This window comes from Streptomyces sp. NBC_00457 (assembly GCF_036014015.1).
In the GTDB taxonomy this organism is placed as follows: Bacteria; Actinomycetota; Actinomycetes; order Streptomycetales; family Streptomycetaceae; genus Streptomyces.
Genome location: NZ_CP107905.1, coordinates 652,059 through 664,346, shown reverse-complemented (window position 1 = coordinate 664,346; position 12,288 = coordinate 652,059). Strand labels below are relative to the sequence as shown.

Annotated in this window: 9 protein-coding genes and 1 pseudogene; 8 read left to right on the top strand and 2 right to left on the bottom strand. The window is 71.3% G+C overall.

Annotated features, from left to right (window positions below; genetic code table 11):
• Nucleotides 1-148 precede the first annotated feature (148 nt).
• A complete protein-coding gene (locus tag OG828_RS03150) occupies nt 149-1,639 on the bottom strand; it encodes a glycoside hydrolase family 3 protein (protein ID WP_328500022.1) in 1,491 nt (496 codons plus the stop codon).
• A 318-nt stretch (nt 1,640-1,957) separates the two neighbouring features.
• On the opposite strand from OG828_RS03150, the gene OG828_RS03145 reads away from it, so the two are divergent.
• From OG828_RS03145 to OG828_RS03110, 8 genes and pseudogenes are all read left to right on the top strand, one after another.
• Nucleotides 1,958-2,722: a GntR family transcriptional regulator gene (locus OG828_RS03145; protein ID WP_328349925.1), complete on the top strand. Its 765-nt coding sequence runs from the start codon at nt 1,958-1,960 to the stop codon at nt 2,720-2,722.
• Nucleotides 2,723-2,975: 253 nt separating this feature from the next.
• Nucleotides 2,976-4,307 carry a helix-turn-helix domain-containing protein gene (locus OG828_RS03140; RefSeq protein ID WP_328436495.1) on the top strand — a complete coding sequence of 444 codons (1,332 nt, stop codon included), beginning with the start codon at nt 2,976-2,978 and terminating at the stop codon, nt 4,305-4,307.
• Between the two features lie 51 nt (nt 4,308-4,358).
• A pseudogene (locus OG828_RS03135) lies at nt 4,359-4,861 on the top strand (acyltransferase family protein); the annotation flags it as partial.
• Nucleotides 4,862-4,941: 80 nt separating this feature from the next.
• Nucleotides 4,942-5,316, top strand: a complete 375-nt coding sequence (locus OG828_RS03130; RefSeq protein WP_328500021.1) for a glycoside hydrolase family 15 protein — start codon at nt 4,942-4,944, stop codon at nt 5,314-5,316.
• A gap of 77 nt (nt 5,317-5,393) precedes the next feature.
• Nucleotides 5,394-8,057, top strand: coding sequence for a LuxR C-terminal-related transcriptional regulator (locus tag OG828_RS03125; RefSeq protein ID WP_328500020.1), 2,664 nt, complete (start codon nt 5,394-5,396; stop codon nt 8,055-8,057).
• 147 nt (nt 8,058-8,204) lie between these two features.
• Nucleotides 8,205-9,821: an MFS transporter gene (locus OG828_RS03120; RefSeq protein ID WP_328500019.1), complete on the top strand. Its 1,617-nt coding sequence runs from the start codon at nt 8,205-8,207 to the stop codon at nt 9,819-9,821.
• A 15-nt stretch (nt 9,822-9,836) separates the two neighbouring features.
• Nucleotides 9,837-10,352, top strand: coding sequence for a hypothetical protein (locus OG828_RS03115; protein ID WP_328349917.1), 516 nt, complete (start codon nt 9,837-9,839; stop codon nt 10,350-10,352).
• 145 nt (nt 10,353-10,497) lie between these two features.
• The gene (locus OG828_RS03110; RefSeq protein WP_328349915.1) at nt 10,498-10,695 is read left to right on the top strand and encodes a hypothetical protein; all 198 of its coding nucleotides are present in this window, start codon (nt 10,498-10,500) and stop codon (nt 10,693-10,695) included.
• A 3-nt stretch (nt 10,696-10,698) separates the two neighbouring features.
• Here OG828_RS03110 and OG828_RS03105 read toward each other — a convergent pair whose 3' ends face one another.
• Nucleotides 10,699-12,108, bottom strand: a complete 1,410-nt coding sequence (locus OG828_RS03105; RefSeq protein ID WP_328500018.1) for a DUF2252 domain-containing protein — start codon at nt 12,106-12,108, stop codon at nt 10,699-10,701.
• Nucleotides 12,109-12,288 lie beyond the last annotated feature (180 nt).

Genomic DNA, 12,288 nt, shown 5'->3' with positions numbered 1-12,288 from the left:
TCAGAATCGGCCGAAGTTGCCGCCAACTGCCTGTCAACTGCCGGTTGTTGAGCACGCGGGCAACGCTGCCTTCACCTGGGCGAACGTTCCAGGACGCGCGAGGTTCGGTTCTTCCGCGCGGCCCGGAACGTCGTACGACGGTGGGAGGTCAGCCCGCGACGATCGCCTCCGCCGCCGCCAGGCCGCAGACCCGGGCGGCTCCGTGGGTGGCGATGTGCACGGCACCCCGTGGCGGGGACTGCGGCACGCCCATCTCGACCACGAGGGAGTCCGGGCGCGCGGCGAGCAGGACGTCCAGGGCTGAGCGCATCCAGGGATGCCGGTGCTCGTCCCGGACCACCGCGACGATACGACGGCCGTCCGCCGCCCGCAGCGCCTCCTCGCCCGCGTCGGCGCCGGTGAAGGAGCCGGTTGCGGTGCCCGGCAGCAGCCGCTCGAGCTCGACTCCGACTCCCCAGGGCGTCTGGTCTCCGACGGCGATGTTCGCGGCCGGACTGAATGCCGCCACATACACGGGCCCGTCTACCGGGGCGGCAGGCCCGACACGCGTCACGGCCAGCGCACGGCGAGCCGCGACCAGTCCGATCTCCGGATCGAGGGCCGACCCCGTAGCCGTGACCCGCCCGGCCTCGGCGGTCCACCGCGCCAACTGCCGCACCCGGGCGGCGGCATCGGCCAGTCGTTCCTCGGGGAGCTCGCCGGACCGTACGGCGGCCACGAGCGCGTCCCTGAGCTTCAGCACCGTGCCCTCGTCGCACAGCCCGCCGCCCACGCAGATGGCGTCGGCGCCTGCCGCGAGCGCCAGGACCACACCCCGCTCCAGACCGTAAGGCCCCGAGATGGCGCGCATTTCCATGCCGTCGGTGACGATCAGCCCGCCGTAACCCAGTTCGCCGCGCAGCAGGTCGGTGAGGATGCGGCGCGAGAGCGTCCCGGGACGCTCGGGGTCCAGGGCGGGGACGAGTATGTGCGCGCTCATGACGGCGCGGGTGCCGGCCTCGATGGCCGCCCGGAAGGGCATCAACTCGCGTCCGCGCAGCGTGTCCTCGTCGACGTCGATGCGCGGTACCGCGTCGTGGGAGTCGACGTTGGTGTCGCCGTGGCCGGGGAAGTGCTTGGTGCAGGCGGCGACGCCGCTGGACTGCATGCCCTGCACATAGGCGGCCGTGTGCCGGGCCACGAGGCCGGTGTCCGCGCCGAAGGAACGTACGCCGATGACCGGGTTGTCGGGGTTGGCGTTGACGTCGGCGGACGGCGCCCAGTTGAGGTTCACCCCGCACTCGGCCAGGCGCCGGCCCAGCGCTTTTGCGACACGCCGGGTGAGGTCCGGGTCGTCGACCGCGCCGAGGGCGTGGTTGCCGGGAAACGAGGAGCCCGTGCGGACGTCCAGCCGGGTCACATCACCGCTCTCCTCGTCGATGGCGACCAGGAGATCGTCCTGTTCCGCTCGCAACTGAGCGGTGAGCGCGGCGACTTGCCCGTGAGAGACGACGTTGCGGCCGAACAGGGCCACGGTGGCGAGCCCTTCGCCGATGCGGCGGCGTACCCAGTCGGGCGCGGTGGTGCCGTCGAACCCTGGTTGGAGCACCGCGAGAGAGTCTCGGGTGAGGGTGTCGTCGACGGTGGCGAAAACTGTCATCGGAGGGTGATCCCTTCACGGGCGGCACCCGCCACGGCGTCGGGGCGCCCCTTCGCCGCCCGGCCCGGCACGGTGAGGCCTCGACGAGGTCTTGGGCGTGTCCGCCGCCACGGATTGCGCCGAATGGTGTAGACCTACGCGAGGAAGCTTGGTCTAGACTTTCAACCAACGTCAAGGTGGCCCAGCAGGCTGCGCTGACGGTGCCGAGAAGGTCACGGGACGACCTCCCGCCTGGAGCACACACCCTCATCTGGACTAGACCACAAGGCAGTTGGGGGCTATAACGGGATACCTTCGAGCGCACTCGAAAGGCAAGCCATGAGCACCGACGTCAGCAGCGCCCAGCGCGACACCGGGGCTCCCGGCAGCATCGCGCGAGTGCCGAAGTACTACCGCGTCAAGCAGCAGGTCCTCAACATCGCTCAGGCGCTGAGACCCGGTTCGCGCATGCCCGCCGAGCGATTACTCGCCGTCCGGCTCGACACCTCGCGCACCACCGTCCGGCAGGCGTTGCAGGAGCTCGTGGGCGAAGGCCGGCTGGACCGCGTTCATGGAAAGGGCACGTTCATTGCACGGCCGAAGCTCTACCGCACGCTCCGACTCACCTCCCACACCGAGGACATGCAGGCCCAAGGGCTCGAACCCGATTCGCGTCTGCTGGACATCGCCGAGGCCGAAGCGAACAAGAAGCTGTCGGAGCTGCTCGACATCGATGTCGGCGAAGGCGTGCTGCGTATCGAACGGCTGCGACTGGCCAGCGGCGAGCCCATGGCGATCGAGACGACGCACCTGTCGGCACGGCGCTTCCCCGGTCTGCGCGAGTCGCTGGCCAGACACAGATCCCTGTACACGGCGCTCGCCGAGGGCTACGGCGTGCACCTCGCGGAAGCCGAGGAGGGCATCGAGACATCGCTCGCCACCCCGCGCGAGGCCGCCCTGCTGGCGACGGCAGTGGGCCTACCGATGCTGCTGCTCTCCCGGCACTCGTACGACGCGGACGGCAGACCTGTGGAGTGGGTGCACTCCGTGTACCGCGGCTCCCGCTACAAGTTCGTGGTGCCCTTGATGCCCACGGTGGACTGAGTCACCGGCCGTCCCTTTCTCGCGCCCCCCACTTTCACGGCAGCCGCAGGCACTTGCGGCACCTTGATCGCGCGACCGACTCGCACAACGCAGCCCGCCACGGCGCTCCGTCGCCGACGGCTCCGGGCGATCCCCCCTGCTCACGTTCCTCATGATGACGACAGCACATCGATATCGGGACTACCGTGACACAACAGGGTGTACTCACCAGCCGAGTCCAGGCCGACAGGCCGGCCGAGGAGTTGGGCGTTCGGTGAGCGACACGCCATCGCCTGCGACGCTCGCGGCGGCTCTGGTCAACGCACGTGAGGCGGCCTGCCTCACCCAGGAGGACCTCGCGGACCGGTCCGGGGTCAGTGTGCGGGCCATCCGCAATCTGGAGACCGGTCAGACCTCCCGCCCCCGCAAGCAGTCGCTGGTCCTGCTCGCCAAGGCCCTCGGGCTGCCGCCCGGCGAGGTGGGGCAGTTGCTGCGCAAACCGGAGACCGGAAGCCACCGGGAGCCGTCGGCCGGGTCCACACCGGCAGAACTGCCGGCGGCCCCTCGCCACCGTCTCGTCGGCCGGAAGCCGCACCTCGACGCCCTGCGGGCCCATCTGTCGGCGCAGGAACGACCCGACCTCGGAACACCCGCGGTCGTCATCGGGCCGCCCGGCGCGGGAAAGACCTCACTGATCCTCGAAGCGGCACACAGTGTGCGCGGCCGCTTCCCGGACGGGCAGGTCTTCGTCGACCTGCACCCCGATGCCTCCTCCGTGCCGTTCACGCCGGACCGGCTGGTCCGCCGCGTGCTGCGTTCCCTGAGCGGTGCGCCCGTGGCGGACCATCCGGAAGAAGCGGCTGCCCGGCTGCGGGACGCGCTGAGCCGCAGACGCGTTCTCGTCGTCCTCGACAACGTCGACGGTGAGGGGCAGGTCCGGCCGCTGCTGGTGGACGGCGCGCGCAGCGCCGTACTGGTGGCCGCGCGGCGCGAACTCCCCGCGCTCCCAGCGCAGTTCCGCCGGCGGATCGGTGCTCTCAGCGAGGCGGACGCGTACCAGGTTCTGGAGGATCTGCTCGGTCCCGCGCGCACCCGCGCGGAACGGGCGTCCGCGATGAGCATTCTGCGTTCCAGCGCCCGGCTGCCGCTCGCCCTGCACATCGCCGGACTGTGGCTCTCGGCGCGACCGCACCGCTCACTGCGCGATCTGTCGGACCGCCTGATGTACGAGCAGGACCGCATCGGGTTTCTGCGCATCGGGGATCTGTCGCTGCAAGCCAGCGTGGCAGCGTATTGCCGTTCACTGCCGGACCCGGTCAGGGCCGCGCTGCAGCGGATGAAGACCGTACGCGGCGACTTCGGCCTCGACGACGTGGTAGAGGCCGATGTCACGCCGTCGAGAGGACTTGCCGCGGATCTCCTCGACGAGCTGCTGGACCGGCAGATGGTTCATGTCAGCGGAGTCGACGACAACGGCCGGGTCCGGTACCGGATGTACGACGCGGTACGTCAGTACCTGGCGTACGGTCCGCCGGATCTCTGGGGCACGCGCAGGGCCGCAGGCCATGTCTGGCTCCCCCAGCAGGCCGGCGGCCCTCGGCCATGAGTCCTGGAGCCGATGCAGGGTCACTCAGCCCGGAATTGGTGAGACGCGAGGGTGTTTCACCGCTTCCTCACAGCAGCCGCTCCCGTACCACCCGCCTCCGACGGTGGCCCGGCGCGCGAAGAGACCAAGCAGCGGGACGCGTTTTCGACAACGCCAAGTACCTGGCGATCGTGATGGTCGCGATGGGGCACGCGTGGGAGCCGCTGCGCGACGGAAGCCGGACCGTCACGGCGTTCCACCTGTCGGTGTACGCGTTCCACGCGTCACCCTTCATCGTCGTCTCCGACTATTTCGCGCGGAATTTCGAGCCGAGCCCCGTGCAGCTGAAACGGCTGGTGACCGGGCTCGCCGTGCCGTACGTCGTCTTCGAGACGGCGTACACACCCTTCACCAGGTGGACCGACCAAGTGCCGGACCGCCCGATCAGCCGGCTGGATTCTCTGTATCTGACGTGGTTCCTCGCGGCGCTGTTCATCTGGCGGCTGATCACTCCGCTGTGGCGACTGGTGCGCCATCCTCTCCCGATCGCGCTCGCCGTCGCGATGCTCGCGACCGGGGGTAGCTGCATCCCCGGTGCCCTGCGTCGAACTCCGGTCCTCTGCCACGTTCCGCCTTCTCGCCGTCTCCGCCCGTAGTGAGGTGGAGCCGAGGCCACAGCGAGGCAGCTCCGCCAGGCAGCGCCGAAGATCGACACCTCCACGCCGTGGCCGCAGCCGCTGCCCGTGCTCGACGAATCCGAGTGAGCGCAGGCCGGAAACGCACGCACCAAGCGATGCCCGAGGGGGAGTCGCTGTGCACGCAAAAAGCGATGTCCGCCTTCGACAAGATGCTGACCTACGCCAATCACGCCGGCCTGTTCGCCGAGGAGATCGGCCCGACCGGGGAGCAGCTCGGAAACTTCCCGCAGGCCTTCACACACCTGGCACTGATCAGGGCCGCCCTTTCGCTCGACCACCCCATGGACGCCGCCCGCCGAGTCGGCGCGGGGCCTGTGGCGCAAGGGGCCTGAGGGACGGCGCGCGCATGCGGAGCAACACTGGGATCCTGAGGAGGAGAGAGCTGCCCATGACCTGACGGACCGTGGGGGTGACCGACGTGTCCGGCACCGAGGACGAAGGGGCGGGACCGACCACTCCCTGCGCCGATCCGCTGGGAGATCCCTTCCTGGCCGCGAGTTTCGCCGTGCCTGCGCGGCCGGACACGTTTCTCCGGCGGGACAGGCTGGTCCGGCACCTCGACCAGGCTCTCCTGACGCCGTTGACGATGGTCAACGGCGCCGCCGGCGCGGGCAAGACGCTGCTGGTCGCCGACTGGGCCGCGGGGCTGGACCGGCCTGTCGCCTGGCTCACCACCGACGCGGTGGACCAGGGTCCCGGGATGTTCTGGGCATATCTGACGCAGGCCCTGCACGCCTCCGGCACACCGGTACCCGCGTCGGTCGGCCGGCCCTCGGACGCGCACCACGTGGACCACACACTGCTCGCCCGTCTCGCCGCCGATCTGAGCACCCGCGACTGTCCTGTGATCGTCGTGCTCGACGAGTACGACCGTGTGTCCGCACCGGAGATCGCCGATCAACTGGAATTCGTCCTGCACCACGCGGGTGCGGGCCTGCGTCTGATCCTGGTCACCCGCACCGAACCGCTGCTCCCCCTGCACCGCTACCGGGCCGTCGGCGCCATGACGGAGATCAGGGGAGCGGAGCTCGCCTTCACTCCAGAGGAGGCGGCGACGCTGGTGGCCCGGCACGGCTTGCGCCTCGGCGTCAGCGCGGTGCGCGCGCTCGTCGAGCGCACCCGGGGCTGGGCCGCCGGGCTGCGCCTGTGCGTCCTGGCCGCGCTCGACAGCCCGGACCCCGAGCTCTACCTGAAGGAGTTCGAAGCGGACCGCAGCGCGGTGGCCGACTTCCTGCTGGCGGAGGTGCTCAAGCGGCAGAGCGCGCAGACGCAGGACCTGCTGCTGCGGGTCAGCGTCCTGGAGCGGTTCTGCCCCGATCTGGCGAACGCACTGACGGGGCGCACCGATGCCGAGCCGCTGCTGGCCGGGCTGCACCGCGCGAACGCGTTCGTCGAGCACCTCGGGCACGCCTGGTACCGCCTCCACCCGCTGTTCGGGGAGATCCTGCGCGCACACCTGCGGGAGCGTGCTCCCGGACTGGAGCCCGAACTCCACCGGCGAGCGGCACGGTGGCTGCGGCACTCCGGGTTCCTCTCGGAGATGCTCGCGCACGGTACGGCCGCCGGCGACTGGGAGTTCACCGCCGGTGCCCTGGTCGAGGATCTCGCGATCGGCCAGCTATTCACGGGCCTGCACTCCACCGACCTGGCCGAGCTGGTCTCCCGGACGGGCCCCGAGGCCGAGAGCCCGGCCATGAGCCTGGTCCGCGCGGCCCATGAGCTGTCCCGGAGCGACCTAGACCGTGGCCTGCCCCATCTGCACCACGCCGAGGAAAGCCTGACCGCGGACGACGCCCCCGGAGCCGCGGCGGCCCGGCTGAGCTGCGCCCTGCTGGAAGTCCTGGCGGCCCGGCTGACCGGATCGCCGGGACGTGCGGAGCAGGCCGCGGAAGCGGCCCGGCACCTGCGCACGGAGGTCCCCGAGCACCTCCTGGACAAGCATCCCGAGCTCAACGCGCTCACGCAGACCCATCTGGGCTCGGCACGGCTGTGGGCCGGGCGCTTCGAGGACGCACGAGCCGCGCTGTCCCCGGTGGCCGGCACCACCGGTGGAGCGGCCACGGCCCTCCCGCGCGAGGAGTCCCTGGGACACCTGGCGTTGATCGACTACCTGAACGGCTGGCCCGGCAGGGCGGAGCGCAAGGCCCTGGCGGCGATGAGCGAGACGGAACGGCTCAGCCGGGACCCGCCGACCGGCTCCGGCATCGATCGGATGGTCCTTGCCGCGGTGGCCGTGGACCGCAACGAGCTCGCGCAGGCCCAGTCCCTCCTCGACGCCGCGGCCGACTCGCCCCCCGCGCTGCGGGACCCGGTGACCGAGGCGGGCCGGATGATCGCCACAGCGCGGCTGCTGCTGGCCCGCGGCCACGCACGGGCCGCCCTGGAAGCGGCGGAACCGGCGGTCCCGGCGGATGTCGTCTCACCCTGGGCGGAGGGTCAGACGGCTCTCGTCGCCTCAGCCGTACACCTGGCCGAAGGCCGACCGGAAGCCGCCGCCAGGATTCTGCGGGCGGTGCCCCACAGCCACCCGGCGTGCACCGTCGGCGCCGCGCGGGCCGAACTCGCCGCGGGGCGACCGGACGTGGCGATGGACCTGCTCGACGGTGCGCGCCCTGAGGGCCGCGCCGGCCCCGCGGTGACCGTCCGGGCCGCGCTGCTGAGGGCACAGGCCGCCGACGTGGCAGGGGACTTCGCCACGGCCCGCAGACACGTCGGCCAGGCCCTCCTCGAGGCCCGGCGAGAGCGGCTGCGGCGTCCTTTCCTCGAAGCCGGACCCTGGCTGCGGCCTCTGCTGAGCACGGAACCCCTGCGCGGGCTGGGCGCCGGCTGGCTCACCCCGGGCCCCTCACCCAGCCAGGAGCAGCCGTGGGCGCCGGTCGTGGAGGAGCTGAGCGGACGCGAGCGCGATGTCCTGCGACGGCTGGCCCAGATGATGTCGACCGAGGAGATCGCAGCTGATCTGTATGTGTCGGTGAACACCGTGAAGACGCACCTCAAGAGCGTCTACCGCAAGCTCGCGGTGAACCGGCGCAACGACGCGGTCCGCCGGGCCCGCGAGTTGCGGCTGCTGTGACCGCACACCGGTGAGGAGCGGCTCGCCCGTGGCGGGTGAGGCGCCCGGCGGTCGGTTCGGCTGCCATGGAAGCGGCGGCAGGCCCAGGCCGGCCGCTGCCCGGCCGATTCCGCCGGCATCCCGGGCCGACTCGGCGAGGGAGACACCGTGAAGCACTGGCGGGCTCTGATCGTCCTCGGTACCGCCCAGTTCCTGATGGTCCTGGACACGTCCGTCATGAACGTCTCCATCAGCCAACTGGTCGAGGACTTCGACACCGAGGTCACCGCCATCCAGGCCGTCATCACGCTGTACGCACTGGTCATGGCAGCGTTCATGATCATCGGCGGCAGACTCGGAGACATCCTCGGACGACGTCGCCTGTTTTTCCTGGGCCTCGTCGTCTACGGCACCGGATCGGCTCTGACCGCCGTCGCGCCCACCCTGTGGGTGCTCACGCTGGGCTGGTCGGTCATCGAAGGACTGGGTGCCGCGATGGTGCTGCCCGCCATGGCGGCCCTCGTCGCCGAGTCCTACCGGGGCAGGGACCGGGCCGTGGCCTACGGCGTCATCGGCGGACTGGCCGGCGCGGGGATCGCGGTCGGCCCGCTGCTCGGCGGCTGGGTGACGACGTATCTCACCTGGCGGCTGGTCTTCGCCGGCGAGGTCGTGGTCGTCGCGGCCATGCTGTGCTTCCGCCGGGTGATCACACAAGCGCCCCGGACCGGTCCGCGGACCCGGCTGGACGGGGTCGGCGCGGCGCTGTCGGCGGCCGGGCTGGCGCTGGGCGTGCTCGGTGTGCTGCAGAGCGGCTCCTGGGGATGGGTGCAGCCCCGCAACCCGCCCTTCACCGTGCTGGGATTCGCGCCGACGCTTTTCGTCATCGGCGCCGGAGCGGCCGTACTCGCCGTCTTCGCCCACTGGGAGCGGCGACGCGAGGCGCACGGCACCGAACCGCTGGTGCATCTCGCTCTGCTGCACAAGCCCGCGCTGCGGGCCGGCCTGATGTCGTTGCTGAGCCAGAACCTCATCCTGCTGGGACTGTTCTTCGCCATCCCGCTGTATCTGCAGGTGGTTCAGGGATTCGACGCCTTCGAGACGGGGCTGCGGCTGCTGCCGGTGTCCGCCACCATGCTCGCGGCCTCCCTGATCGCCGCGCGGCTGGGGCGGCTGGCGGGACCGCGCAGGGTGGTCCGGCTGGCCCTGGTGACCCTCGCCGCGGCCATCGTGTGGCTGCTGGCCACCATCGATCCGGTCATCGACGACGCGCAGTTCGCCGGGGCGATGGCGCTGCTCGGCGTGGGCATGGGTCTGCTCGCCTCGCAACTGGGCAACGTCGTTCAGTCCAGCGTCGGCGAGGAGGAACGCAGCGAGGCCGGCGGACTGCAGTTCACGGCCCAGCAGTTGGGCTCCGCGCTGGGCACCGCGCTGATCGGATCGCTGCTCATCGGAGCCCTGGCGCACGCCTTCACCGCGCAGGTGGAGAACGACCCACGGCTGTCGGAGGAGGCACGACAGCAGACCGGCATCGCCCTCAATGCCGGCATCACCTTCGTCCCCACCGAGCAGGCGCGCTCGGCCGCCGAACGCGCCGGTCTGCCACCGTCCGAGGTCGACGCCCTCGTGGAGTCCTACGCGTCGGCTCAACTCGACGGCCTCAAAGCGGCGATCCTCGCCACCGGAGGAATCACCCTCGCCAGCTTCCTCGTCACGCGGCATCTCCCGACGCGGACCGGGCAGCCGGAGAAGGCGACACCGGCCGACGCGACGGGCCCGTCCCGCTGACTCGAGGAGGCCGCGATGTCCAGGACCGGGCATGTCGCGCAGAGCGGTGCCGAGCGCCGCGTCCGCGCCGACTACACCGGCGGCGTCTACGGCTCGATGCTCGCCGCCTCCGTGGTCGTCGGGGCCGGCGGCACCCTGGACCACTTTCCCCGCGTGGAACTGGTGCTGCTGCTGTTGCTCACCGGGGTGGCGTTCTGGATCGCGCACGTGCACGCCCAGCTCTTCGGTGCCCGTCTGGCACAGCGGCGGCTGGACCGCCGTGCCGTGCTGGAGGTGTGCCGTGAGGAGTGGCCGATCGTCAACGCCGCCGTCCCGCCCGCCACCGCCGTGGCCGTCAGCCCTCTGCTCGGCCTCGATGTTCCGGGTGCGCTCTGGCTGGCGCTCTGCGTGGCCGTGGCCGGGCAGGTGGGCTGGTCGGTGGCCGCGGCGCGACGGGCCGGTGCCTCCCCGCGGCTGATGGTCACCACCGCCTCGGTGAATCTGGTGCTCGGTCTGCTGATCATCTCGTTCAAGATCTACCTGACCCACTGATATCTACCTGAACCACTGATCGGGCGCGGCCGCGACGAAGCCGTCACTTCACCTGCGGCGGGTGAGGGCGGGCGTCGCGGCGACGCGGACCATCGCAGGTGAGGACGGACTCCGCCCATCCCAGGCCGCCGCGGGAGGGCAGCTCATGCGCTACGAGATCCGCGTCGAAGGCCATGTGTCTCCGACGCTGGCCAAGGCCTTTCCGGAGCTGGACCATGTGGTGATGGCCGGTCAGACCGTCCTGTTCGGCCCCGTCGTCGACGAGGCGCAGTTGTACGGTCTGCTGGCCCGCTGCCAGTCGCTGGGGCTGCGGGTCGTGGAGATGCGCCAGCTGCCGGAGTGACCCTCACAGGCTCTGCGTACGCACCCGTCCGGAGCGGGCCGCGGCGGCCAGCGCCTCGAAGTCGCGCTCGTTCCGGTCGGCGTAGGCCTGGGCGAAGCCGGTGAGTGCGCGGTCGAAGCGGTCGCTCCCGCCGAGGTAGGCCGCGATGGCGACGGGATCACCGGAGCGGGCGTGGGCGCGCGCCAGGCTGCCCCCGCACAACTGCCCGAACAGGCGCAGCAGATAGGGGTCCATGGTCTCCGGCCGCGCGATGCCCTTCCAGTCCCGCAGCTGCCGTACGTAGAAGTCCCGGCCGCGCCCGTCGAGGCCCACGACATGCGTCCAGCCCAGGAAGATGTCACTGGTCGTCTGGATCAGCCGCTGCCCGGTCACCACGCGGCGGCCCTGGTTGTCGTAGGAGGCACCGCCCGTGTGGGCCGCGAGCACCGACTCCTGCGCCTCCTTGGCCTGCAGCAGCAAGGGATCGTCGTCGTCCCGGCCGAGCAGCAGCAGGACCCAGCACCGCGTGCCGACACTGCCGACGCCCACCACTTTCCGGGCCATGTCGACCAGGCGGTAGTGGCGCAGCAGGTGCCGGCGCTCGGACGACAGGGTGCGCGCGTAGTCCTCCACGAGGGTCTGGAGTTCCTTCTCCTGCGCGTCGTCCGACGGGTCGCTCAACAGGTCCTGGAGCGGGGTGATCAGCGGCGGGTCCGGTGCGATCCGGCGGCCTTCCTCGGTGATCCGGGTGAGTTTGTCGACGGCTTGGAGGTAGGTGCGGGTACGGGCGCGTGCGGTCGCCTCGGCGGTCCGGCGCCGGGCCCGCTTGCTGATCGACTCCGCCATCAGCTCCCCCAGCCGGTCGGCGTCGTCCTGCGCGTACCAGATGTCCAGGGTGCGCATAGCGGCGAACTCCCGGATGCGCTGCCGATAGGCGCGCACGCAGGTCAGGACCGCTTCGTCCTGCTCTCCGACCGAGAATCCGTTGGCCCGGCCGGCGATCGCGAAGCTGGCCGCCAGCCGTTTGACGTCCCACTCGAAGGGCCCGGGCAGGGTCTCGTCGAAGTCGTTGATGTCGAACACGAGACGGCGCTCGGGCGAGGCCAGCAGCCGGAAGTTCAGCAGGTGGGCGTCGCCGCAGAGTTGGACCGTCAGCCCGCTGTTCGGGAGCGGGCCGAGGTCCGCCGCCATGATCGCTGCCGCGCCCCGGTAGAAGCGGAACGGGGACTCGAGCATCCGGCCGTACCGGATCGGGACCAACTCGGGCACCCGCGCGGCCGATTGGCGCTCGATCACCTCGATCGGGTCGGGGCGCTCCGGTCCCGTCTCGAACCACGCCTGGCGCGAACGAGGGGCGCGCTTGCGCGCGTTCCTGCCGTACGCCGCTCTGTCGGCGGGGGACAGGGAGGCCGTGAAGTCGCTGGGTGTGGTCATGGCTCCACCTCCGACAGGAGCAGCCCGCCCGCCGGCCGTCCGGGCATCGGCGCGCGCATCTCCGCTGCCATCCACCTCATCGCCCCGGTGGTGTGCCCGGATCACCCGCCGCGGGTGACCCGACCGTCGGCGGAGGGCGGGACGCTGGCCGGTGAGGTCTCCGCACGCCGCCCCGCCGGC